20 protein-coding genes, 1 pseudogene and 2 riboswitches are annotated in these 23,163 nt (G+C 59.5%); of the genes and pseudogenes, 5 read left to right on the top strand and 16 right to left on the bottom strand.

Annotated elements, in window-relative coordinates; translation table 11 throughout:
- Positions 1–216 precede the first annotated feature (216 nt).
- Positions 217–2,952 (top strand): Ig-like domain-containing protein, encoded by a 2,736-nt coding sequence (locus IDH41_RS02895; protein ID WP_190858098.1) that lies wholly within the window; start codon positions 217–219, stop codon positions 2,950–2,952.
- Between the two features lie 90 nt (positions 2,953–3,042).
- Here the strand turns inward: IDH41_RS02895 and IDH41_RS02890 are convergent, their stop codons facing one another.
- The 3 genes from IDH41_RS02890 to IDH41_RS02880 form a co-directional block, all read right to left on the bottom strand.
- Entirely contained in the window at positions 3,043–4,398 is a 1,356-nt protein-coding gene (locus tag IDH41_RS02890; RefSeq protein ID WP_223829386.1) for an S-layer homology domain-containing protein, read from the bottom strand.
- 165 nt (positions 4,399–4,563) lie between these two features.
- Positions 4,564–5,169: a DUF2087 domain-containing protein gene (locus IDH41_RS02885; protein ID WP_190858094.1), complete on the bottom strand. Its 606-nt coding sequence runs from the start codon at positions 5,167–5,169 to the stop codon at positions 4,564–4,566.
- Between the two features lie 140 nt (positions 5,170–5,309).
- Positions 5,310–5,858 (bottom strand): DUF1273 domain-containing protein, encoded by a 549-nt coding sequence (locus IDH41_RS02880; protein ID WP_190858092.1) that lies wholly within the window; start codon positions 5,856–5,858, stop codon positions 5,310–5,312.
- Between the two features lie 89 nt (positions 5,859–5,947).
- Positions 5,948–6,050: riboswitch (TPP riboswitch) on the top strand.
- A gap of 111 nt (positions 6,051–6,161) precedes the next feature.
- Here IDH41_RS02880 and thiD point away from each other — a divergent pair.
- The gene (gene thiD / locus IDH41_RS02875; RefSeq protein ID WP_190858089.1) at positions 6,162–7,013 is read left to right on the top strand and encodes a bifunctional hydroxymethylpyrimidine kinase/phosphomethylpyrimidine kinase; all 852 of its coding nucleotides are present in this window, start codon (positions 6,162–6,164) and stop codon (positions 7,011–7,013) included.
- A 90-nt stretch (positions 7,014–7,103) separates the two neighbouring features.
- On the opposite strand, the gene IDH41_RS02870 is transcribed toward thiD, so the two are convergent.
- Together IDH41_RS02870 and IDH41_RS02865 are read right to left on the bottom strand one after the other, a co-directional pair.
- On the bottom strand, positions 7,104–7,874 hold the full coding sequence (locus IDH41_RS02870; RefSeq protein WP_190858087.1) for a class I SAM-dependent methyltransferase: 771 nt from the start codon (positions 7,872–7,874) through the stop codon (positions 7,104–7,106).
- A gap of 221 nt (positions 7,875–8,095) precedes the next feature.
- Positions 8,096–9,811, bottom strand: coding sequence for a cellulase family glycosylhydrolase (locus IDH41_RS02865; protein ID WP_190858086.1), 1,716 nt, complete (start codon positions 9,809–9,811; stop codon positions 8,096–8,098).
- A 301-nt stretch (positions 9,812–10,112) separates the two neighbouring features.
- Here IDH41_RS02865 and IDH41_RS02860 point away from each other — a divergent pair, with 301 nt between their 5' ends.
- Both IDH41_RS02860 and IDH41_RS02855 read left to right on the top strand, forming a co-directional pair.
- A complete protein-coding gene (locus IDH41_RS02860; protein ID WP_397327354.1) occupies positions 10,113–11,123 on the top strand; it encodes an ABC transporter substrate-binding protein in 1,011 nt (336 codons plus the stop codon).
- 210 nt (positions 11,124–11,333) lie between these two features.
- Positions 11,334–11,804, top strand: coding sequence for an SRPBCC family protein (locus IDH41_RS02855; RefSeq protein WP_190858083.1), 471 nt, complete (start codon positions 11,334–11,336; stop codon positions 11,802–11,804).
- Between the two features lie 16 nt (positions 11,805–11,820).
- Here the strand turns inward: IDH41_RS02855 and IDH41_RS02850 are convergent, their stop codons facing one another.
- From IDH41_RS02850 to IDH41_RS32090, 7 genes and pseudogenes are all read right to left on the bottom strand, one after another.
- Positions 11,821–13,293 (bottom strand): protein adenylyltransferase SelO, encoded by a 1,473-nt coding sequence (locus tag IDH41_RS02850; RefSeq protein ID WP_190858082.1) that lies wholly within the window; start codon positions 13,291–13,293, stop codon positions 11,821–11,823.
- A gap of 522 nt (positions 13,294–13,815) precedes the next feature.
- Complete coding sequence (gene queF / locus IDH41_RS02845; RefSeq protein ID WP_190858081.1) at positions 13,816–14,313, bottom strand: preQ(1) synthase; 498 nt, start codon at positions 14,311–14,313, stop codon at positions 13,816–13,818.
- 32 nt (positions 14,314–14,345) lie between these two features.
- On the bottom strand, positions 14,346–15,077 hold the full coding sequence (gene queE, locus IDH41_RS02840) for a 7-carboxy-7-deazaguanine synthase QueE (protein WP_190858080.1): 732 nt from the start codon (positions 15,075–15,077) through the stop codon (positions 14,346–14,348).
- The gene (gene queD / locus IDH41_RS02835; RefSeq protein ID WP_190858079.1) at positions 15,077–15,517 is read right to left on the bottom strand and encodes a 6-carboxytetrahydropterin synthase QueD; all 441 of its coding nucleotides are present in this window, start codon (positions 15,515–15,517) and stop codon (positions 15,077–15,079) included. Before queD ends, queE begins: the two co-directional genes overlap by 1 nt.
- Positions 15,517–16,182, bottom strand: a complete 666-nt coding sequence (gene queC, locus IDH41_RS02830; protein WP_190858078.1) for a 7-cyano-7-deazaguanine synthase QueC — start codon at positions 16,180–16,182, stop codon at positions 15,517–15,519. Before queC ends, queD begins: the two co-directional genes overlap by 1 nt.
- Before the next feature lie 144 nt (positions 16,183–16,326).
- Positions 16,327–16,370: riboswitch (PreQ1 riboswitch) on the bottom strand.
- Positions 16,371–16,486: 116 nt separating this feature from the next.
- The gene (locus IDH41_RS02825) at positions 16,487–17,026 is read right to left on the bottom strand and encodes a hypothetical protein (protein ID WP_190858076.1); all 540 of its coding nucleotides are present in this window, start codon (positions 17,024–17,026) and stop codon (positions 16,487–16,489) included.
- Between the two features lie 98 nt (positions 17,027–17,124).
- Positions 17,125–18,234: pseudogene (locus IDH41_RS32090) on the bottom strand (rhamnogalacturonan acetylesterase).
- Positions 18,235–18,431: 197 nt separating this feature from the next.
- Here IDH41_RS32090 and IDH41_RS02815 point away from each other — a divergent pair.
- On the top strand, positions 18,432–19,331 hold the full coding sequence (locus tag IDH41_RS02815; protein WP_190858074.1) for a J domain-containing protein: 900 nt from the start codon (positions 18,432–18,434) through the stop codon (positions 19,329–19,331).
- Positions 19,332–19,392: 61 nt separating this feature from the next.
- Here IDH41_RS02815 and IDH41_RS02810 read toward each other — a convergent pair whose 3' ends face one another.
- From IDH41_RS02810 to IDH41_RS02795, 4 genes are read right to left on the bottom strand one after another with little or no spacing between them, the layout of a single operon-like run.
- A complete protein-coding gene (locus IDH41_RS02810) occupies positions 19,393–20,124 on the bottom strand; it encodes a FadR/GntR family transcriptional regulator (RefSeq protein ID WP_190858072.1) in 732 nt (243 codons plus the stop codon).
- 31 nt (positions 20,125–20,155) lie between these two features.
- Positions 20,156–20,881: a LutC/YkgG family protein gene (locus IDH41_RS02805; protein WP_190858071.1), complete on the bottom strand. Its 726-nt coding sequence runs from the start codon at positions 20,879–20,881 to the stop codon at positions 20,156–20,158.
- Complete coding sequence (locus IDH41_RS02800) at positions 20,874–22,406, bottom strand: LutB/LldF family L-lactate oxidation iron-sulfur protein (protein WP_190858069.1); 1,533 nt, start codon at positions 22,404–22,406, stop codon at positions 20,874–20,876. The genes IDH41_RS02805 and IDH41_RS02800 overlap by 8 nt, the downstream gene beginning before the upstream one ends.
- A 1-nt stretch (position 22,407) precedes the next feature.
- A complete protein-coding gene (locus IDH41_RS02795) occupies positions 22,408–23,130 on the bottom strand; it encodes a (Fe-S)-binding protein (RefSeq protein WP_190858068.1) in 723 nt (240 codons plus the stop codon).
- Positions 23,131–23,163: the final 33 nt, after the last annotated feature.

Below are 23,163 nucleotides of genomic sequence, written 5' to 3'. Positions count from 1 at the left end.
TCGTATTCCTCCCTTAACCACTCTTGTTCCACTCCGTTACTATAGCATAAATTCTTCTTTCCCGCATCGGCCGGACAAGCCTGCCAAAAAAAATGCCGCGAAGCCCGCCTAAGGCTGAAACATTCGGAAGCCGCGGCGCGTTATGAGGCTACAAACGCATTCATACCCATTAGAGGAGACCTCTGCCATTCCCAAAAAAACGAGGAGGAATTCATGATGAAAAGGCTGCTTATGCTGCTGCTGGCCGCGGCTTTGCTGCTTGCGTCGGCGCCTGTCGCAGCCGTCCGCGCCGACGGTCTCGACACCGAGGAGAAGTACGATTTTCTGGTGAAGCAAGGCATTTTTACCGGATTCGACGACGGAAGCGCCCGGCTCGGCAGCCCGATGACCCGCGAGCAGTTCGCGGCGGTGCTGTTCCGGCTTTGGGAGCTCAGGGAAGAAAACACGAGACCCTTCTACAACGACGTGCTCAAGACGAGATGGTCGTTCGGCGAAATCCAGGCCGTCACCCAGGCCGGGCTTTTGAAGGGGATGGGAAGCGGCAAGTTCGCCCCGGCCGCCGACGTCACGATCGAGCAGCTGGCCGTCGTGCTGGTAAGGGCGCACGGCGCTTCGGGCTCGTCCTCGGCGCCGGTATACGGCAGCGTATCCGCGTGGGCCAAGAAAGACGTCGGCATCGCGCTCGGCAAGGGATGGCTTCCCGAGCAGGCGAGCTATAAGGCGAATGCGATCCGGGCGCTGCTCGTGCAAGCCTCCTATTCGATCTTCGTCGACATGTATCCGGAGAAGGATCCGGAGCGGAAGAAGCTCGACGTCGCAGCCGTGCAAGCGATCTCGAATCATGTCGTGCAGGTCGATCTCCGCTCCGCGGTAAGCTCCGTCTCGGCCGATCAGTTCGCCTTGACGACGGATGGCGGCCGGGCGGTCGGCATCCAGCGCGTGTCGCTCAGCGCGGACGGCAGGCGAGTGCTCCTGACGACGGATTGGCAGTACGACGGCGACACCTACAGGCTGAAGGTGGAAGGCACCGCCTGGGTGTACCGGGTATCGCTGCGCGACACGACGAAGCCGTATATCGTTTCGAGCGCCATTACTTCGGATGCCCGAATCGAGCTGGTATTCAGCGAAGCGCTCAATCGAAGCACCGCGGAGAACGAGTCCAACTACAGCTTCAACAAGAACCTGGCCGTCAAGAGCGCCACGCTGGCCGCGGATAACCGGAAGGTAACGCTTACGACAGGCGCGCAAGCCGCAGCCACCGTCTACACGCTCACCGTCAAAAACGTGAAAGACCTGGCCGGCAATACGATGGCTACGCGAAACGATCTCCATTTCGGCTCGGTAGTCGACCGGACGGCGCCTGTCGTCTCCCGGATCACGCTCGCGGAGAATAAAATCGTGCTTGCGTTCAGCGAGGCGCTGGACGCCGGATCGGCTGAGCGGAAAGAAAACTACGCGCTGGACGGCGGGCTCGGCCATCCGTGGAGGGCCGATTACAACGAAGGCGACAGGACGGTCACGCTGTCGACGACCGATCAGACGAGCGGCAAGGTTTACACGCTGTCCTTGAGCGGAATCAAGGATAAAGCCGGCAACGCCGTCGCTGCGGGCGCGAAGCTGACCTTTGCGGGCGTCGGCAAAAACGCAATCCCGCAGCTGGCGTTCATCCGCGCCGAAGCGGTGAACGAAAATATGGTCGACGTCTATTTCAACCGTTCGCTCGCCGATCTGCCTCTCTCGCAGCTGAAGCTGGAGATCGTCTCGGACAACGGAGCCTCCGTCTCCATGTCCGGCTGGCAAACGAGCCATTCGCCGAAGCAGGGCGACGATCGGGCGCTGCGCTTCCAGCTCCGGACATCGGCTGACGCGAATCCGGACCTGTTCCGGGAAGGCCATGTCTACGTGGCGAGAATAACCGGCATTCCGGGCTTGAAGACGGCGGACAACGCGAATCTCGCCTATTTCGCCGGCATTGGAGAGCCGAACCGCCAGCCCGAAATCGCGAAGGCGGAAGCGGTCGACAAGACGTCGGTTACCGTTTACTTCAGCGAACCCGTCAAGAACGTCGCCGCCGCTTCCTTCCGGCTAGCGGACGAAGAAGGCGCGCCGCTTAAGATCGCGGGCGATCAGCTGAACGACAGGAACAAAGTCGTCACCCGGGTCACGCTCAATTTGGAATTCGCGCTGGAAGCCGGCAAGACGTACCGGCTGAGCGGCGGGGACGGCGTTACCGATGCCCCGGGCTGGAACGGACTTCTGACGGTCAAGGACGGGAAGCCGCATGCCGTTTCCTTCAAAGGCTCCTCGGAGGACAATGCCGCGCCGCGGATCCAATCGGTAACCGCGTCCGACAAGCACACGCTCGAAATCGAATTTACCGAGTCCGTTGCGGGCGCCGATCAGGACGTATACGCGCTGTACGACGAAACGGACCGGAAGGAAATCGGCCTGACCGGAGGGAAAGCCGGCTTCGCAGCCGCGGAGGACGGCCGGAAAGTAATCGTCCGCCTCTACGAGGGAGCGGCCGGGCCGCTGGACGCCGGCCACTCGTATAAGCTGACGTATCTTGACGCCAGCCGGCGCATTGCCGACCTGCAGGGCAAGCTGCTCGACGCCGCGGACGGCCGCGGCGAAGCGCGGTTCAGAGGATCGGACCGCGACAACGCCCGGCCGCAAATCACGGCCGTCGAGGCTCGAAGCGGCGTCGTCCTCGTCACGCTGAGCGAGCCGGTGACCGGCAATCCGCAGCAGGCTTTCGAGCTGACGGCAAGCGGAAGCAAGCTCGCGGCGACCGCGTCGCTCCACGGCCGCACGGTTCTGCTTCTCGCCCCGGCGCTGCAAGCCGAAGCCGCCGCTTACGTCCGGCTGACGCCGCAAGGGGAGGATGCGCTGCTCGATCCGAACCGGCGGAAGGCCGTCCAGCAGACGGTTCATTTTAAAGCGCAAGAGTAAGACCGCGACAGTGGGAACAAGCTCCTTCGGCACGAAAAAAAGCAGCCCCGGCCATCGACGGATGGACGGGGCTGCTCGGCGTTCGGCGAATTAAGCCGATTCGCCGTTCAAATAACGGAAAAACGGTTGATCCGCCCAAATGGCGTAAGGATGGATCGCGGCGTCGGGATCGATGGCCTTCAGCCCCTCAACGACTTTAGCGGAATCTTCGTTCAAGGAAAACGTATTTACGGTATAAGGACTGTTCGGATCGACAATGAAATTGTTCGTAATCTCTTCGTAGTCGGTCAAGGCCGTCGTCGTGAAATAGAGCGGCTGCCACCACGAACCGTAGATCAGACCGGCTTGGTTCTCTTCGTTCTTCTTCGCATAAGCGAGGACGATCCGGTCGAAGGCCGCCTTGTCCTTCGCGCTCGCGAATTCGAAGGAAATATCGTATTCCTTGTCATAATTAATGTAGTTGCCGTTCTCGATTTGCACGACGTTCGGGCCCGGCTCGCCCCACTCCGCCAGGAAAATAAACGCGGACGTCTTCGGCTCGAACTGTACCTTGGCGTCGATGCCTTCGCTGCGCAGCAGGCCGATCAGCTGGATCGCGTGCTTCAGGTCGGAATGCCCGTACGTGAGCGACAACGAATCGATGAACCGCGGATCGAAGCGCGAATCCTTCAAGCTGTAGCCCGTAACCAGCTCCTGCTTCAGCGCCGTATTCACGAGCTCCTGCAGCTTAGGCGCCTCGATGATGTCCGACGCTTCGTAGGCCGCGCTCAGCTTCGAATAGATGTCGGCGTCGCTGACATAGCCGAGATATTTCTTGTACAGGCCTTTCGTGACGAGCACCTTGCCGAGCAGCGTATGAATCAGCTCGTCGCCGGCCGCGCCGTTCGGCTTGAAGCCCGCGTACAGTTCGGCTGGAATGAGGCCCGCGTCCACGGCTGCCGCGACCTCCTGCGCGCCCTTCGCGCCTAGCGCCGCGCTCGATACCTTGAGCTTGGCAAGCGCTTTATCCACTTTGGACGCCGGGTACGTATAGGCGAGCTCCTTCAAATCCGCGGCCCGGACGGCGATCAGAACCGCTACCGACGCCGTCAGCACCTGATCGCCCGATACGGCGGGTCCGGACAAAATGCCCTTCTCGTACAAAGCCGCAGCAGCATTGTACAACGGGTCGTCCGATTGAAGATCCGTGAACGCGACCTCCTCGCCAGACGGCTCGTAGCCAAGCGCGTCCGCCACCGCTTCGATGAAATCGCCCTTCGTGACCGTCCCGGAAAGCTCGACGCTCAGCTCCTCTTTCAAATACTGCTTGTACTGCGCCGCTCCGTCCGCAGCGGCCGTCGCCGTCGCCGGCGATGCCGCGAACGCGGCCGATTGCGAGAAGAGAATGGATGACGATAGTAGTAATGCCGCTGCCCATTTGACTGGTGAAGCTTGAAACGTTCTCAACCTCGATCCCTCCAATAAATTAATTCCGATTAATTTAATCGGGTTATGTAATGTTCCATAGTATACCAATTTCATTTTGCAGGTGTCAATGCGTCGTTTTTACTTAAAAAACCGTCCGGGAGAGACGCGAAGTCTGCCAGGACGGTTCCAAAGCCCAAGCGATCGTCAGGACAAATTTTCCCAACTCGTCCACAGCTCCCGCGGGTTCAGCATATAGACGTCGTTTTCCCGGAACATGAGCTGGTGCATGATGAATTCCCTGCGGATCGTGGCGAAATCGTCGTGATATCGTTTGATGAACTCGTTGATTTCCTTTTCCGTATACGGCTTCCCCTTCGCAAGCTGTTCCGCGAGATGCTGGAGCACGATTAATTTTTTCTTCAGCTGCACCGGCACGTGCTTCAGCCGGCCGTCTGCCGTGAAGAAATTCCGGATGACCGATTCCTTCAGCCGCTTGTTGTTCTCCTCCATGTTATCCTCCTCTCCTTCCGCCGCGCGCTCGCGGTAAATCAGATCGGCGGCCGCGGCCGCGCCGTTCTTGATGAAATAATGGTTCAGCGTAAAATAAATCGTGTTCTTGTCCCTGCGCTCGTTAATCAAGCTCGCTTCGCGCAGCTTGGCCGCATGGTGCGTGACCGTCGCGGGCGTGACGCCGAGCTTATCCGCAAGCTCTCCGCCGCTCCGCTCCCCGCCGGCCAGCAGGATGAGCAGTTTGATTCTCGTCGCGTCCGCCAGCGCCTTATGGTAGGCGACGACTTTATCCAGCTGCATGGATCCGTACCCCTTTCCACCAACAAATTTAACAGTAATCTAATTAGATAGTCATTAAAATAGATGATAACGGAACGGCTGCCTTCTGTCAACGGCAAAGCAAAAAAATAGACGGCGCAAGCGCCGTCCCCTTTCGCGGTTCAATCGAAATTCGATTCGTCCGCAATGCTTTGTATGTCCTCCGAGCTGATGCCGATATATTCGTATCCTTCCGCCTGCTGCTTTTTGAGCGCCTTCTCCTTCATATATTTCGGACTTCCTTCGCCCGCGTCCTCGTCGTAGACGAGCAGGATGCCGTCCGTCTTCCGCAGCAGCAGCTCGTCCCTCGCCGCGAACTGCCAAGGCCCGCTGTAGGGCTGCTTGCTGACAGCCGCGTAATAATCGACGCCCTTCAGCACCTGCTCGTAGTAGGCCTTCTTGTCGTCCTTCCAGTTCTCCTCCGGATTGGCGAAGGCCGTCAGAATCGACAGCTTCAGGTGCGGATACGTTTCTTTCAGCGAGATGACGACCTCGCAGGCCCACAGGTCCACCCCGTACTGTCCGGGGGTAATGACCCACTCCAGCCCCTCCTCGACAAGCGGCACCAGCTTTCTCGCGATCGCTTCCTTAATATAAACGATGCCCTCGTGCTTCTGGCTGAATATGTTCAGCTCATGCGCGCGATAGCCGGTAACGAGCATATTTTTCATTGCGTTCCTCGCCTTTTTTTCGGATAAATGCGGTTTACATCTTCCCAGTGTATGCTATAGTAGAAAAAAAACAAAGCGAATAGCAAACCTACATTCACTAGGGGAGTCTGACGGCTGAGACGGAGCGCGCGCTCCGGACCCTTGGAACCTGATCTGGATCATTCCAGCGGAGGGAAGTGGAGCAGGCGCCGAACTTCAGGCATGCGCGGGTACGCGCGGCCGAACGTTCGCTCCCGCCCGTTTCCTTCCGGAGACGGGCGGTTTTACGTTCGCGAAAGGTTACTTCACGGAGGAGGCAAAGGCATGACAACGAAGGTATACAAAGCGTTATCGATCGCGGGCTCGGACAGCGGCGGCGGCGCGGGCATTCAAGCCGATCTGAAGACGTTCCAGGAGCTCGGCGCGTACGGCATGACCGTCATTACGGCCATAACCGCGCAGAACACGCTGGGTGTGCACGGCGTCTATCCCGTCGATATCGACGCCGTCGGCAGGCAGCTCGACGCAATCGGCGAGGATTTGCCGCCGGACGCGGTGAAGACGGGCATGCTGTTCAGCTCGGACGTCATCCGGCTCGTCGCGGCCAAGACCGGGCAATACGGCTGGAGGAACCTGGTCATCGACCCGGTGATGGTCGCCAAGGGCGGATCGGCGCTGCTCAGGCAGGATGCCATCCGGACGCTCGTGAAGGAGCTGATCCCGCTCGCGCTCGTCACGACACCTAATATTCCGGAAGCGGAGCTCCTGACGGGCATGGCGATCCGGAGCATGAGCGACCGGGAAGAAGCGGCGAAGCGGATCGTCGGGATGGGGTCCCGCTATGCCGTCATCAAAGGCGGGCACGACGCCGAGAACGGCGACCGCGTCATCGACCTCGTCTATGACGGAAGCCGGTTCGACTACATGGAGAGCGATCGGATCGACACGAGGCATACGCACGGTACCGGTTGCACCTATTCGGCTGCGCTTGCCGCGGAGCTCGCCGCCGGGAAGACGGCTCCCGAAGCGATCGCGACCGCCAAGCGGTTCATCCACGCCGCGATCGGGCATGCGCTCGGCATTGGCGGCGGCCACGGGCCGACGAACCATTTTGCCTATCGGCGCCAAAGGCTCGCCGGCGGAACGGAAGTCGCGTTCGCCCCTGCCGCCGAATAAGCCAAGCGTATACGGTTGACGCCGTCCTATAGCGGCATAAGCTCGTTTCGTAATGAAATAGATTTGCAGGAGAAGCCCACCGAACCCGACTCAAAAACCCGGCTTGCCGACCTCTCCCCAATAGATCTCGGTTTCGTATTCGACGGCCACCTTGCCGCCGCGCTCATTCCGGTCGAACACGCGGCGCAGCTCCTCCATCATCGGCGCATAGTCCGGATGCCCGCTTGCCGGCGCGTAGGAGGACGACTGCAGCCTTCCGGCAAGCTCCTCGAATCCGAAAACTTGGCGGTTGGCGAAGCGCGCTTCCTGCAAGCCGCCCCGTTTGAAGAAAGAAACCAAGGATGCTGTCGTGATGTTCTTATGGTTCACTTTATCGTAATCGGTGCCGTACGTGCGAAGCAGCCGGTCGTATTGTTCCAGGAACGGCGTTCCGTGCGTCAGACGCGAATTCCATACGAGCACGGCTTTGCCGCTTGCCTTCAATATGCGTCCGAACTCGGCTTGCGCCGCGCCGCGGTCGAACCAATGGAACGCCTGCGCGCAGACGATGTAATCGACCGACGCGCCCGGCAAGCCCGTATGCTCGGCAGACCCCCGCAAGGAACGGAAGCCGCGCATCCCGCCAAGCTGCCGCTCCGCCGCATCGCGCATCGCGTCATTCGGCTCCACCGCGATCACCCCGCTCCCCCTCTCCAGCAGCAGCTTCGAAAAAATGCCCGTTCCCGCGCCGATATCCGCTATCTCGGATTCCTTTCCCAAGCCGACCGTGCCGTACAAATAATCGATCGCTTCCTTCGGGTAGCTCGGCCGATACTTCACGTACGTTTCGACCCGGTTCGAAAATCGCTCCTTGCTGTCCATCTTTCTCCGCCTCCTTGTGCATGACCGCTCATGCGTCAACCAAGATTTAATAGTTTCATCATACGAAACATAGTTTCGTTTTCCAAATAGATTTTACACAAAAGCGACCGCAAAATCCAGTTGTTTCTTGCTTGCTCCTTGGCAAAAAAACGGGGCTGCCCCCAAGGTCGTGATCGACCTTTCGGAATAGCCCCTTTCCTTATTGCGGCAGCGTCAATTGCTTATTCGCCAGCCGATCCGACCACGGAAGATCCGGTCTTCGCAATCGTATACTTAACGGTTTTGCCGCTCCAGAAGTGGAACGTGAGGATGACCTCGCCGTCGTTCACTTCATTGAAGAAATTCGGCGTGAGCGCGATCTCGTTCGTCTCGTACGACGGCGAGAAGGCGTACCCGAATTCCTTGAACGGCGTCCAGTTCTGCGGACCCGCGTTGCCGCCCGCGGCGTAGACGGCTTCCATCGTGGCGAGCCTGTCGCCGTTGAAGGAGGCCGGAATCGCGAAGTCGTCCGTCGTTCCGGCAACGCTCTGCAGCACCGGCACGTCGTAGACGATGACGTCGAACGTCCAGTCCTGGCCTTTGTTGAAATCGGCGACGAGCTCCGCGTTCTCGCCGTAGTCGCCCGACGCCGTCAGCTTCGCGAGCAAGCCGGCCTTCACCGTCAGGACGTCGCCGGCGACCGTATAGTCGGCGCCTTTGCGCAGCTTCTTGCCGCCGTGCCGAAGCTCCGTCAGCTTATTGCCGTTCGGCTCGAGCCGGATCGAGACGTCCTGCGCGGCCGCGCCTTTGGCCAAATAAATCAAATCGGTTTCCGCGACCGCGGAGCGCCCCTTCCAGCTCGCCTTCATCATGCCGAACAGCTGCGGATCGTTCCACTTCAGCGCCCGGCGGTCGAGATGCTGGCCATTGTCCCATACCATATGGGTGATGCCTCTCTCCTGCACGTAATGAAGCAAATACTCAAAAAATTTCAGCTTCTCGCCCTGTTCGATCGTGCCCGTATTTTTGTCGAAGCCGAGCAAGCCGTATTCGCCGAGAATGACGGGGATCCCTTGGGCGACCAGCGATTCGTAAACCCGGTCGAACGTTTGGACGATATCGTTCTTCGTTTCCTCGTTGAAGCGGGTAAAGCCAGCGATGTTGACGCTGAACGGCCAAAACCCGTAATAGTGGACGGTGGCGATCAGGTTCGGATCGTCAAGCGCGCCGACCGTGTCGACCAGCGCGTCAAGCCGGTCTTGGCTCGCGTTCGTCTCCAGCGTCGGCAGCACGAGCGGGCGCTCGGCGTTGCGGCCGCCGGAGGAGCGCACGATCGCATGGAATGCCGCGTTCAGTTCATGGAGCATCGCGAAGTGGGCTTCGCCGCTCTCGCCCCAGCCGTCCGAGAAGCGCGGCTCGTTAATGCTTTCGAACGACAGCTTCTTCGAATGGTTTTTGAACCGGTCGGCGATCTGCGTCCATGCCGCTTCGTAACGGGCGAGCACGGCATCCTGCTCGGCGCCCATCCGGTTCACCCACAGCCAGGAGTCGTGATGCAGGTTGATCATGACGTACAAGCCGGCGTCAAGCGACCAGTCCACGACCTCTTCCACGCGGTCCAGAAACGGCGGATCGATCGCATAGCCCGGCGCCGCGCCTAACCGTTGATCCCATGTGATCGGGATGCGGATGCTGTTATAGCCTTGCGAGGCGATATGCTTAATGAGCTGCTTCGTCACGCGCGGGTTGCCCCAGGACGTCTCGTCCTCCCCGGTCGCGTCGAACGTGTTGCCGAGATTCCAGCCCGGCTGCATCGCCTCGACGTACGATTGCATGTTGCTCTTCGGTACGGGAAGCGCGGATTTCTTCGGCGAATCCGCGCCGGCGGAAGGAACGAACAGCGCGAGCATGAGCGATGCCGCAAGGATCAAGCCAATAAGCCTACGGGATGAATGCATAAAGTCGGAAACCTCCTTCGAAAATGGTTAAAGCTATTTTGCAAGGCTTTGCCAAGCGAGTACTTAACCGCGCCCTCCTTTCGTGAAAGCGTTATCATCAATCCGTAACAGGGATGATTGTAACATGGCCTTATTTTTGGAAACACCCTAATAATTAGAGTAATAATCAGACGAAAATTGGAAATCGGCAGCTCTGCCGCGGGAAGCTGCACGGAAAAAACAAAAATGGATTGCCAACCTACCTGTGCTGTGCTATATTGATAACGATTATCAATATCACTTACATAGGAGCGGAATGATTTTGAACAAATCGATTAGACCTTATGCATTGCTTGTGTTTCTATTGGCCATAACGCTGCTGCTCGGAGCGTGCGGCCAGGCGCCTGCGAACGGCGGGCAAACGTCCGACGAGCCGACGAACGCCGCTTCGCCTACCCCCGCCTCAAACTCGAACGACGAAGGAGCGGCCAGGGATGCGGAAACCGTCACGTTCAAGGCCGGCAACGGGGATGTCCGGGTGCCGAAAAATCCGAAGCGAATCGTCGATACGACCACCTTTTACACCGGCTATTTTCTGGCGCTGGGCGCGAAGCCGGTCGGTATCGGGGAAGGCGCCATGGCCAACCCGTATTTTGAAGGGTTGCTGGACGGCGTCGAAAGCCTCGGCAACACCGCATCGCCCGAACGGATTCTTGAGCTCGATCCCGACCTGATCATCGTATTTACCGGCACGGAAGGCATTGAAGAGCTGGAGCAGATTGCGCCGGTCGTCGCGATCGAGTACGGCAAGCTGAACTATAAAGACCAAATGCTCGAATTCGGCAAGCTGACCGGCAAAGAAGCCGAAGCGAAAGCATGGGTCGAGCAGTGGGATCAAAAAATCGGCGAGCTGAAGCCGCAGATCCAAGCGGCCGTCGGCGACAAAACGGTATCGATTTTGAATCCCTATTCGAAAGGATTGTACGTGTTCGGCCACAATTACGGCCGCGGCGGCGAAATCATTTACGGCGAATTCGGCTTGAAGGCGCCGGCAGGCGCGCAGAAAGAAGCGATCGACAGCGGAACGGGCTGGGCGTCCATCTCCCTCGAGATGCTCCCCGAATACGCCGGCGACATTATTTTCACGTGCCCGTGGTCCGGCGATACGAGCGATCCGAAAATCGTATACGACAACCCGCTGTGGAACGGACTCCCCGCGGTGAAGGCCGGCCATGTGTTCCAACTGAATCCGAAGGCCGATACGTACAACGACCCGATATCGCTGGAAGCGCAGCTGGACTTCATTACCGAAAGCCTGCTGTCGGTGAAATAAAACAAGGAAGAAGCTCCCGCCAGCCGCAGGCCGGCGGAGCTTCTTCTTTGTTTAATAACAATATTTCGGGCGCCTAAGAGCGGAAAAGCTTGCACATGACGTAACGTCATGTTTTATAGTATAGCTACCGGTTCGAGGAACAGGCTTTAGAACGAAGCCGACCTGTCGAGCTTGCGGTAACCTGCTATAACATACAGAGGAGGAACGGACATGACGGAAAACGATGCGGCAAATAACGAAAACAGCGCAACGGATAAATTTGAATTCGTATCGACGCGGGTGTTGAATGCATCCCCCGCTCTCGTTTACGAAGCCTGGACTAATCCCGAGCATTTGGCGCAGTGGTGGGGGCCGGACGGATTTACGAACACTTTCCGCGAATTTGATTTACGCCCGGGAGGGATATGGGAGTTCGTGATGCACGGACCGAACGGAGCCGATTATGCCAACAAAAGCGAATTTGTCGAAATCGGACCTGAACGGATCGTGCTGCGTCATCTTTCCGCGCCCCATTTTCAGCTCACGGCCATCTTCGAGGATGACGGCGGCAAAACCAGGCTGACTTGGCGCCAGCTTTTCGAAGAAGCTGCCGTATTCAACGCCATCAAGAAAATCGCGGCGCCGGCCAACGAGCAAAATCTTGACCGGCTTGAAGCGCAATTGCGGAAGATGGCCGTCTAAGAAAAAGCCGCCGCCGTCAGGTTCCGCAGAAGGTGCGGTAAGGGCGGCCGGACGGCTCGGACGGCTTGGCGTATTCGGCCTGCTCCGGCGAATGCGCGAACGGATCCGCAAGCGCGGCGAGAAGACGCTCCATGACGCCGAGGTCGCCGTTCTGCGCCGCCTCGAGCGCCTCCTCCACCCGGTGGTTGCGGGGGATGACCGCGGGGTTACTGGCTTGCATCATCGCGCGCGACGCCGTCTCCGTCTCCGGCTGACCGCCTCGTCTGCCCCGCCACCGCTCCAGCCAATCGGCGAACGACTTGTCGCAGGACAGGCCCGTATCCTCCGGCCTGTCGAAGGTCAAGGCAACGAACGTATTCGTATAGTCCGCCCGGTTCTCCCGCATCATGCGAAGCAGCTCCTTCACGAGGGCTTCGTCCTGCTCGTCTTCGTGAAAGAGGCCGAGCTTGGCCCGCATGCCCGCAAGCCAGTTCCGGTGGTAGAGTTCGGCGAACGCCGATAGCGCCTCCTCGGCGAGCTTGACGGCCTCGTCCTCGTCTTCATGCAGCAGCGGCAGCAGCGCTTCGGCGAATCGCGCGAGGTTCCATGCGCCGATCGGAGGCTGGTTGGCGTAAGCGTACCGGCCGTTCGCGTCGATGGAGCTGAATACCGTCGCCGGGTCGAAGGCGTCCATGAACGCGCATGGGCCGTAATCGATCGTTTCTCCGCTTATGGCCATGTTGTCGGTATTCATCACCCCGTGAACGAAGCCGACGAGCTGCCACTTCGCGATGAGCGAAGCCTGGCGCTTGACCACTTCCCGGAGAAGGGAGAGATAACGGCTCCCGTCCGCGGCGACGAATGGATAATGCCTTTCGATCGCGTAATCGGCCAGCGCCCGGAGATCCTCCTCGGAGCCCCGGCTCGCGGCGAATTGAAACGTGCCGACGCGGAGATGGCTGGCCGCCACGCGGGTCAGCACCGCGCCCGGCAGACCGGTCTCGCGCATGACGGTTTCGCCGGTCGATGCCACCGCCAGGCTGCGCGTCGTCGGAATGCCGAGCGCGTGCATCGCCTCGCTGATGATGTACTCGCGCAGCATCGGACCGAGCGCCGCCCTGCCGTCCCCTCCGCGGGAATACGGCGTCCGGCCCGAGCCTTTGAGCTGAATATCGAAGCGATCGCCGGCGGGCGTCATCTGCTCGCCGAGCAGCAGCGCGCGGCCGTCCCCGAGCATCGTAAAGTGGCCGAATTGATGGCCGGCATAAGCCTGGGCAAGCGGCAGCGCGCCTTCGGGAGCCCGGTTGCCGGCCAGCACGGCCGCGCCTTCCTCGCTCCCCAGCGCTTCGGCGCTGAGTCCGAGGGACGCCGCCAGCGGGCCGTTGACGACGATCAGCTTCGGCGAGCGCACCGGATTCAGGTCCTGCTTCGTGAATAACGTCTCCGGCAGCCGGGCGTAACTGTTGTCGAAGTTCCAGCCCGCTTCCGTTTTGACTTGATTGTCGCTCATTGGATCTCCTTCTCTCATGCGGCTATTCATGTATGGTCGTTCATTGGTAATCCGTAACGTGCAGATGCAACCATTTTAGTGTTTTTCTGCCTCAACGTTATTATACACTTTATAAGCGCGGATCGCGCGAATGTCGTTAGTGCCGCGAATGGCGCAGATGACGCGGATGCCACGAGTGGCGCGGTGTCGCGAATGGAGCGGATGTGTCAGATGTGTCGGATGTGTCGAATGGCACACGGATAGCGCGGCTTACACGCACGCCCTTCCCGATATTAGCGTGAAGCTAACGGACCGGGATGCGCTTATTTCGACGTGACGGACGGCCGCAGGAAAATAACGGACCGTAATGACGCTATTGGCACAAAAACTCGGAGGTCATGCCCCAATTCGCGCGAATAAGGCCGTTCATGTCCGTTACAGCCTCGAACCGCCCTATTTCGTTCGAATAACGGCCCCTGAGTCCGTTAACCGCGAAAATAAAAGAACACCTCGAAAGGTGTTCATAATTGCCGTACCAAATTTTTACCGGTTATCGACCTTCTCCGGATACATATCGTGATTCATGAGACGGTGCTCCGCCATCGCCTCGTATTTGGTGCCCGGCTTTCCGTAGTTGCAGTAGGGATCGATCGAAATGCCGCCGCGCGGCGTAAATTTGCCCCATACCTCGATATACTTCGGATCCATGAGCGCGATCAGGTCGTTCATGATGATGTTTACGCAGTCCTCGTGGAAATCGCCGTGATTGCGGAAGCTGAACAAATACAGCTTGAGCGACTTGCTCTCGACCATTTTGACGGCCGGAATGTAGGAAATATAGATCGTCGCAAAATCCGGCTGGCCCGTCATCGGGCACAGGCTCGTAAATTCCGGGCAATTGAACTTGACGAAGTAGTCCCGGTTCGGATGCTTGTTATCGAACGCCTCCAATATTTCCGGCGAATAGTTGAATAAATAATTCGTACCCTGATTGCCGAGCAGCGTAACGCCGTCCAGCTCCTCCTTGCTTCTTCCTCCCATGATCGAACCCCTTCTTTCCTTCTCAAATCGGATCAAACGCCTTTCTTGTTGCCCCAAACCCACGTATGGAGCTGCGGCAGCACGCGAACCCGCTTCAGCTCCTCGCTGCGCATCGCCTTATCGATCAGCCATTCGTAGCGTTCCAGCAAATACGGCAGCATGCGCGCCGGCTCCGTCTCCTGCAGCCGGCCGTTGCCCGCCTGCAAATAGAACGGCACGTCCGGGTAGCGCGAGTGGACGGAGGCCGCATATGCGAGATCGGCGTCGTCGAACACGACGACTTTGAGGCTGAAATCGGCTGCCCGCTCGCGGAGCCTGTCGATGATATCGCCGAGTACCGACCAGTCGGTCTTCATCCCGGAGCTCGGCGGCTTGGGCGAGAGCGTCAGCTCGTCCACCGCCGGGAACCAATCCTGCCAGCGGCTGCCCTGCGTCTCGAGCGCCACCTGCATGCCTTCTTCGTGCAGCAGCCCGATCAGCTCACCGAGCTGCGGCAGCAGCGCCGGATTGCCGCCCGACAGCGTCACGTGATCGAAGCCGGCCCCGCCGGTTTCTTTCAGTTGTTCCACGATTTCGGAAGCCGTCAGCATGCGGATGTCGTCCTTGCCGCTGCCGTCCCAGGTGAAGGCGGAGTCGCACCACGAGCAGCTGTAGTCGCAGCCCGCCGTGCGGACGAACATCGTTTTGCGGCCGATGACCATCCCTTCGCCCTGCACGGTCGGCCCGAATATTTCCATGACGGGAATGCGCTTTGAAGCGGCCATCAATATCCCGCCTTCCGCTTCGGCCTGTAGATGCAGTAGCTGGTCGGCGTCTCGCGCAGAAACACCTGCACGCAGCGCGGACGGTTCGACGTGCCGTCAAGATAGGCTTGCACGAGTTCATAAATCGTGCGGGCGACGACCTCCGTCGTCGGAAACCGATCGGGCTCCGTATCGCTGAAGAGCTCCCGATCGTCGTTCAGCAGCGTATGATCGAACCGGTCATGGATAAGCTGCTTGATGATCGCGAAATTCACGAGAAAGCCGGTCCGATCCAGCTCGTCGCCGGCGACCGTCACGTTCGCGTAATAGGTATGGCCGTGCATCCGCCGGCATTTGCCCGCTTCCTCCGAAGGCACATAGTGGGCGGCCGCGAATTGAAAATCTTTGTTCAGCTCGTATTCGTACGGATGGTCCGGTTGCGGGTAAATTTGCTGAAGCATCAGCCGTTCGCCTCCCGTCCGCGGACCGCCAAGTAATCGTCGAGTCCTTTTTGGCGGAGACGGCAAGCCGGGCACTCGCCGCAGCCGTCCGCCATAACGCCGTTATAGCAAGTGAGCGTCCTCTCCCTGACGAAATCGAAAGCGCCGAGCCGGTCGGCCAGCTCCCACGTTTCGGCTTTATTCAGCCACATCAGCGGCGTGTCGATCACGAACGGATAGTCCATCGACAGGTTAAGCGTTACATTAAGCGACTTGATGAAGACGTCCCGGCAATCCGGATACCCGCTGAAGTCCGTCTCGCAGACGCCGGTAACGATATGCTTCGCGCCGATCTGCTTTGCCAGCACGGCCGCGAAGGTCAGGAACAGCAGGTTTCTGCCGTCCACGAACGTGGAGGGCAGCTGCCCCTCCTTCTGCTCGATGGCGATATCGTCCCGGGTGAGCGCGTTCGGCGCCAATTGGTTCAGGAGCGACATATCGAGAATATGATGCTTCACGTTCAGCTCCCGCGCGATGTCCGCCGCGCAATCCAGCTCCAGCTTATGCCGCTGTCCGTAATTAAACGTAACGGCCTCCACCTCGGCGAACCGCTCCAGCGCCCAGAACAGGCAGGTCGTGCTATCTTGGCCGCCGCTGAACACGACGATTGCTTTTTGTTGTTTCATTGCCGCATCTCCCTCTCTTGTGAGAAGACAGAGATCGCCCGAATTCCTTCGTCCTTGCCAAAAAAACCAAAGAAACGGCGCGAAGCGGTGAACCCGCCTCGCGCCGAACGCAAAAACGACGATGCCGCCTGGACGGGGCCATCGTTATGCATAGTTTTTTATAGAGGGAGTTCGCGAACCTCTCCCGGCAACCCGCCCATCATGCACGCAGCTCCGGCGTTTCTTCTTCAGTTGTAGTTTCTCAAGTACTATAACACAGCTTCCGCCGATTGACTACCCCCGGCATCTTCCCGGCGGTCGTCCGCTATTCCGGCATCCGGGCCCATGCGGCAAACGTCCGGAGCTCCTTCAACGTTTGAAGCATATGCCGCGCCAGCTCCGGAATGTCCTCCATTTGCTCCTCGTTGATTTGCCGGTTAAAATCGAGCTCGATCCGATTCGTATGGACGATCGGCTCCTGCCCGTAAACGCGGCTGATCGTCTGCTTAGGCGTTAATTCGGGCTGCCAGATCCGCCGCAAAGCCTCCTCGATCAGCCCGCATTGCGCATCCGGCTCGCTCACTTGCAAATGGAAGCGCAGCTGCAGCGAGCAGCCCGGAGACGCGCCCTCCGTCTCGAGAATTTCTGCCGCAAGATCCGCGAGCGTCGCGCGGAGCCGCAGCTCCGCGGTAACGTCCGTCCGGCCGGCAAGGCGGAATTGCAGCGCGAATTCCCGCGCCATGACGGCCATGTCCAGCCGGTCGGTCCGATTCGCGATATCGATGGCCCTGTCCAAATTATCCAGGTCGTAAAGCTCGTTTTCAAAGGCTACCTTCAAGTTTTCAAAGACGGTCGGGTCAAACAAACCGCACCCCTCGCTTGCCGATTAAAGTAATTGTCCTATTGACAGCTTACATGCTTAAAGCGGATTATGGCAAGCCGCGCGGCAGCAAGGGCCTAAGCTTACAGCCCCTTCAAATACAAATGAAGCGGCGATAACGCCAGCTCCCGCACGCCCTCCGCCACCAGGCGCGCGATCTGGATGGCGCCGAGCTCCTGGAAGTGGGTATCGTCCTGCGCGCCCTCCGGAAAATGGATGAACTCCCCCGGATACGCCCACATGAACAACGCCTTCGACGGCTCGTCCCCCAGCCGCTCGTACATCGCCTTGCTCTTCGCCGCCAAATCGATCAGCGGCACGTCAAGCTCCGCCGCCAGCTGCTTCATGCCAAGCAAGTAATCGCCGTGCGTGTCGACGATCCGGCCTTCCGCGTCGAACTTGCGCCGGTGCACCGGCGTAATGAGCACCGGAATCGCGCCTCTTGCGCGGGCTTCCTCCACGTAGACGGCCAGCATTTCCTTGTAGCTCCCGAACGGCTCCGTCGCTCTCTCCGCGTCTGGCTTCTGATCGTTGTGCCCGAATTGGATCCACAAATAGTCGTTCGGCTTGATTTGCTCCAATATCGCCGCCAGCCGGCCTTCGTTCATGAAGCTGCGCGAGCTTCTGCCCGACTTCGCGCGGTTGTCGACCGCCGCGTCCGCCTTCAAGTACAGCGGCAGCATTTGGCCCCATCCCGCGTAAGGGAACGTCTCCTGATCGGTCACGGTCGAATCGCCAGCCAAATAAATCGTCGTCGCCTGCTTCGCTTCCGCGATCTCCAAAGCGTTGATTCACGGCGCGACGCCGGAGAACGCCAGCCGCAGCCGGCCGTCGGTTACTTTGACCGTGAAGCTGTGAACCGCGTATTGGCCCGCCGATGTTGCGGCTTTGTGCGCGACGACGCGTCCCGGACCGTATTTGATCGATGTCGAAGTCGGCGCGATCGCGTCGCCGATCGTCGCCGTTACGGTGTAGCAGCCGTCCGGCAGGTCTACAATGAACGCGGCTTCGAGCGGAATGCAGAACGCGCCCCTCAGCCTGTCCGCCTCCTCGCGGTTCCGCGAACCGATCCGCCCGTTCGGCTCGAAGCCGTAGCCTGAACCCTCGTCGTACAACGTATCCGGCAGCACTTGAATATAGGGGGATTCCGGCGCCGGCCCGATGCCGAAATCAAATTTGAACGATACCGTCATGCGAACACCATCCCATTCGTATAAGTTCTATCGTTAGCATAACAAAAAAAGGCGGGATGGGAAGGCGTTTTGCCGATTAAAACGTATAAAATTCCGACCTGTCCGGCAGCGCCGCCAAAGTTTGCGTTACCCGCGGAATTCCGTATACTTATAGATAGGAATAATAGAGGATCTACTTACTAATCGAGGTGACACAATTGGACGAATTGAAACAGGCTTATGAGACGATGGGCCTGCCGGAGTTGGCGGCGAAGGAAGAAGTGGAGAAGCGGTATACGACGCTCATGCGCCAAGCCCGCTCCCGCTCGAAGCAGAATCCGGAGGCGGCGGAGGACGAGGATGCTTTTGCCAAAGTAACGCAGGCCTACCGGCTCATCCTGGCGTACGAGGACCGCAAGGAGACCGACGCCTTCAACGAACAGGAATACGGGAAGTACAAGAAAATGGCGGGTCAAGCGCAGAAAGTCGACCACTTCTGGCGCTACTACAAGTTTCATACGATCGGCGCCATTGCCGCGGTCGTACTCATTATTTACGGAATTATGAGCTATATGGACCACCGGGCCGAGAAAGAGCGGCTCGCGAACCTGCCGCCGGCCGACCTGAACATATCGTTCATGGGCAACTACATGCTGACGGAGGACGCGCCCAAGGAGGAGCCGATCGAGAACGCTTTATTGGCGGCGTTTCCCGAATGGCAGCGCTTCACCTCGATGGTGACGTACGTTCCGGCCGACGAGGCGAATCAATACGCGTACATGCAGAAGGCCGTGCTGATTTTGGCGACGGAGCATCCGGACGTCTATATTATGGACAAGAACATTTTCGAATGGGTCGGCAGGCAAGGCATCCTCATGAATCTCGACGGCGACGTCGAAGGCGGCTTCAAGCCGCTCATGAAGGACGGCGTCGCCATGAAGCTGAAGACGGACGAAGACACCGAGGAGCATGTGTACGGCATCGACCTGACGAATACCGATCTTCCCGGCGACGTGCCGCTCTATAAGGAGAACATGATCATCGGCATCCGCGTCGACAGCCAGAACCCGGACAAGGCGAAGGCCTTCATTAGTAAATATTTGGCTACGCTCCAATAGAAAGAAGCCCCGATATCGGCAGGTCCGCGACCGCCGCTGCCGGGGCTTCTTTGCTGTATGGTTACCGGCTGCCTTCCCCCAAATGCTTCGTCACGATCGCCCCGATATGGCGCAAATGCCGCTTCATCCGTTCGGCCGCAAGCGCCGCGTCCCGAAGCGAGATCGCCTCGCAAATCGCGGAGTGGTCGTTATACAGCCGCTCCGCTACCTCCTCATTCGCGTAAAGCTCCACCCTCCGTATATCGTGGATGGCCGTTTCGATATGGCTCATGATCGATTCGAACAACCGCACCATGATCGAATTGCGGGTAGCCTTGGCGAGAGCGAGATGAAACGCCAGGTCCAGCCGCTCCCCTTCCGCTTCGTCGCCGGCGGAACGCCGCATTTCGGCCACGATGCCGCGCAGCGCGGACAGATCGTCGTCCGTCCGCTTCGCCGCCGCGATCGCCGCGTTCGATACTTCCAGCGACTCCCGCGCCTCGAGCAGCTCGAGCACCGTCTCCCGGTTCAGGCGGAGCGAGCGCAGCTCCGGCAGCTCCACCTCAGCGGGAGAGCTGCTAATGACGCGGCAGCCGCCTCCTTGGCGGATTTCGATCAAGCCCATCGCCTTGAGCGCGCTAAGCGCTTCGCGCGTCGTCGAGCGGCCGACGCCGAACTGCTCCGACATTTGCTTCGTGGAGGGCAGCTTGTCTCCGACCTTCAGCCTGCCTTCCACGATCAGCCGCTTGACCTGCTCGGTAATTTCCTCGTAATGATTGCGCTTCGACAGCTTCTCCACCTCTAGCGGCGGCATGCCGTTTCACCTCCCGTACGCATATTTTCTTCTAACCGACTAGCAGGGCGTAGACGATTCCCGGCCCGTGAACGCCGATCGTCAGGTCGTTCTCGATATCCGAGGAGCGGCTCGGCCCCGAAATAAAATGAATGCCCGCCGGAAGCTTGTCGCGGCCCGCTTCGTCGAACGTCGCGAGCACCTCGCCGAGCCTCGTTTGCAACCGCTCGATCGGGATGACGATCATGAGCACGGTCGGCAGAAGGCTGACGGAACGGCCCTTGTTCTCCGCGGACAGGACGGTAACCGATCCGGTGTACGCGACGGCATGGTCCGCGATGACGACGCCGAAATCCGCCTCCGCCGCGCGGGCGCGCCAATGCTGCTCCGGATCGGTATTCCAGACCGATACCCGCGAAGCCGGCATCGCGCCCTCGAGATCAAGCGCGTCCAGCTCGGGCTCGTTTTGCCGGATCACGTATTTCGCGCCCATTTCCTCCGCCTTCTCCGCGATGAACCGCTTCGCCTCGTCCATCGTCTCAAGCCGCGCGACATGGCCGCCTACCGACAGGAAGTTGCTCGTGAACTGCCCGATGCGCTCTTCCAACGGCCATTCGAACGCCTTCCAGAAGTCCGGCGCTCCGCGGAACGGATGCTGCGGCTTCGCCGTCATTCTCGGATGCCCGAGTCTGGCGGAAATATTGTTCATGAATTGCTCCTGCTTCGCGCGGGACTCCGACTCCAGCTTCTCCAGCCACTCTTTGTGCGCGTCAGCCATGCCCGTGTCCTCCTCTTCCTTCCTTCTGCTCCCGCTCGCGCTGCTTGACGAGCTCCTCCATCCGCTGCCGCATCGCCGGGTCCATCGGTCTTAGCCCCTGCTTCAACTCCTGGTCAAGCGTCTGCCAGCGGTCCCGGAACGATTCCTTCGGCAGGCTGGGCGTTACTCGATAAGTGTTCCAGCCCTTAAGCGGCCCGAGCTTCGTCTTGATGACGCCGCTGCGTACGACCAGCTTCTGGCCAAGCTTCCCGAGCCGGAGCACGCCCCCGAGACGAGAGGAATTGCCCATGACGGTCGCGAAGCCCTGCATGCCGAGCGATTCGAGCTTGTTGCCGTTGCCGCTCTCGACCTTCCGCCTGCGCAGGTAGACGAGCATGTCGTGCAGCGGGATTTTGACCGGGCACGCCTCGTAGCAGGCGCCGCACAGGCTCGACGCACCTGCGATATCGTCCCATTCCGCGATGTTTTTGTTCAGCGACGGGGTAAGCACCGCGCCGATCGGCCCGCTGTACGTGCTGCCGTAAGCATGGCCGCCGATGTGGCGGTAGACCGGGCAGGCGTTCAGACAGGCGCCGCAGCGGATGCAGTTCAGCAGCTCTTGAAACTCCGGGTCTCCGAGCTGCAGCGAGCGTCCGTTGTCAACGATGATGATATGCATCTCGTCCGGACCGTCTCCGTCCTTCTCGCGGCGGGGACCGGTGATGCCCGACATGTACATCGTCAGCTTCTGGCCGGTCGCGGAGCGCGGCAGCAGCGTCGCCATCACCTCGAGATCTTCCCAGGACGGAATAATCCGCTCCATCCCCATAAGCGTAATTTGCGTTTTCGGAACGGTCGTGACCATCCGGGCATTGCCTTCGTTCTCGAACAGCACCATGGAGCCCGTCTCCGCGATCGCGAAATTGCAGCCGGTCATGCCGATCTCGGCGTCCAGAAATTTCTCCCGCAGCTTCTTGCGGACGAAGCCGGCAAGCGCCGTCGTATCCGGCGGCAGCGTATAGCCCGCTTCCTTCGACAGCAGCTCCGCGATCTGGTAACGGTTTTTATGGATGGCGGGAATGACGATATGGGACGGCATCTCGCCGGCGAGCTGAATGATGTATTCGCCGAGGTCGGTCTCGACCGCTTCCACGCCGATCGATTCCAGCGCATGGTTCAAATGCAGCTCTTCCGACACCATCGACTTCGACTTGACGACCGATTTCGCCGACGCGTGCCGCGCGATATCGAGCGACAACTGGACCGCTTCCTCGCCCGTATTTGCGAAATGGACGTGAACTCCGTTCGCGCGGGCGTTGTTCACGAACAGATTCAAATAATAATCGAGATGCGCGATCGTATGCAGGCGGATTTGCCGCCCGCGCTCCCGCCATTCCTCCCAGTTGCCGTGCTCCTCGGACGCTTTTTTCTTGCCGTTCCTCAGCCTCTCCGTCGTGAAGCGAACCGCCTTGCGCAAAAATTCGTCGTTCAGCGCGAGCTCGGCTCTCGCTTTGACCGTCTTCTCCGTCTTCGTTCCGGATGCCACGCTACTTCACCCCCTCGTATAATAGCTCGGCCAGATGCATAACGCGGACCGGCTCGTTCCGGTACCGCAGGTTGCCGGCGATGTTCAGCAGGCAGGCCATATCGAGGCCGACGAGCACTTCCGCTTCCGTCTCCAGCACATGATCGGCCTTCTCCGTCACCATCGCGCCGGAAATATCGGCCATCTTCACCGCGAACGTGCCGCCGAAGCCGCAGCAGTCCTCCGCGAACGGCAGCGGCACGAGCTCGAGCCCCTTCACGTTTTTCATGAGCGCCAGCGGCTCGTCCTTTACCCCCAGTATGCGGCTGCCGTGACAGGAGGGATGGTAGGTAACCTTGTGCGGAAATGCCGCGCCGACGTCCGTTACGCCCAGCACCTGCACGAGAAACTGCGTAAACTCGTACGCCTTGCTCTGCAGGCGGTTCGCCCGCTCCAGCATGACGGGATCGTCCTCGAACAGCTTCGGATAATGATGAATCATGCCCGTGCAGGAACCGGACGGCGAAATGACGAAGTCGCTGTCTTCGAAAGCGTCCAATATCGTCTTCGCGGAATCCCGCGCTTCCTTCCAGTAGCCGCTGTTGAAGGCGGGCTGCCCGCAGCAGGTTTGCACCTCCGGGAATTGCAGCGACACGCCGTATCTCGCCAATACGCGCACCATCGCTTCGCCGACGCGCGGATACAGCGCATCGCTCAAGCAGGTTATAAATAAGGAGACCTTCATTTCCGCACCCCTCTGCATTCGATTAGTTCCATT

The organism is Paenibacillus arenilitoris, assembly GCF_014705655.1.
GTDB classification, from domain to species: domain Bacteria; phylum Bacillota; class Bacilli; order Paenibacillales; family Paenibacillaceae; genus Pristimantibacillus; species Pristimantibacillus arenilitoris.
This window is presented reverse-complemented; position numbering and strand designations above follow the sequence as displayed.

What these genes read in the sequence shown, in the direction of transcription:
- IDH41_RS02895 (WP_190858098.1), top strand. Translation starts at nt 217, where the DNA reads ATGAAAAGGCTGCTTATGCTGCTGCTGGCCGCGGCTTTGCTGCTTGCG.
- IDH41_RS02885 (WP_190858094.1), bottom strand. Translation starts at nt 5,169, where the DNA reads ATGCAGCTGGATAAAGTCGTCGCCTACCATAAGGCGCTGGCGGACGCG.
- IDH41_RS02880 (WP_190858092.1), bottom strand. Translation starts at nt 5,858, where the DNA reads ATGAAAAATATGCTCGTTACCGGCTATCGCGCGCATGAGCTGAACATA.
- thiD (WP_190858089.1), top strand. Translation starts at nt 6,162, where the DNA reads ATGACAACGAAGGTATACAAAGCGTTATCGATCGCGGGCTCGGACAGC.
- IDH41_RS02870 (WP_190858087.1), bottom strand. Translation starts at nt 7,874, where the DNA reads ATGGACAGCAAGGAGCGATTTTCGAACCGGGTCGAAACGTACGTGAAG.
- IDH41_RS02865 (WP_190858086.1), bottom strand. Translation starts at nt 9,811, where the DNA reads ATGCATTCATCCCGTAGGCTTATTGGCTTGATCCTTGCGGCATCGCTC.
- IDH41_RS02855 (WP_190858083.1), top strand. Translation starts at nt 11,334, where the DNA reads ATGACGGAAAACGATGCGGCAAATAACGAAAACAGCGCAACGGATAAA.
- IDH41_RS02850 (WP_190858082.1), bottom strand. Translation starts at nt 13,293, where the DNA reads ATGAGCGACAATCAAGTCAAAACGGAAGCGGGCTGGAACTTCGACAAC.
- queF (WP_190858081.1), bottom strand. Translation starts at nt 14,313, where the DNA reads ATGGGAGGAAGAAGCAAGGAGGAGCTGGACGGCGTTACGCTGCTCGGC.
- queE (WP_190858080.1), bottom strand. Translation starts at nt 15,077, where the DNA reads ATGGCCGCTTCAAAGCGCATTCCCGTCATGGAAATATTCGGGCCGACC.
- queD (WP_190858079.1), bottom strand. Translation starts at nt 15,517, where the DNA reads ATGCTTCAGCAAATTTACCCGCAACCGGACCATCCGTACGAATACGAG.
- queC (WP_190858078.1), bottom strand. Translation starts at nt 16,182, where the DNA reads ATGAAACAACAAAAAGCAATCGTCGTGTTCAGCGGCGGCCAAGATAGC.
- IDH41_RS02810 (WP_190858072.1), bottom strand. Translation starts at nt 20,124, where the DNA reads ATGCCGCCGCTAGAGGTGGAGAAGCTGTCGAAGCGCAATCATTACGAG.
- IDH41_RS02805 (WP_190858071.1), bottom strand. Translation starts at nt 20,881, where the DNA reads ATGGCTGACGCGCACAAAGAGTGGCTGGAGAAGCTGGAGTCGGAGTCC.
- IDH41_RS02795 (WP_190858068.1), bottom strand. Translation starts at nt 23,130, where the DNA reads ATGAAGGTCTCCTTATTTATAACCTGCTTGAGCGATGCGCTGTATCCG.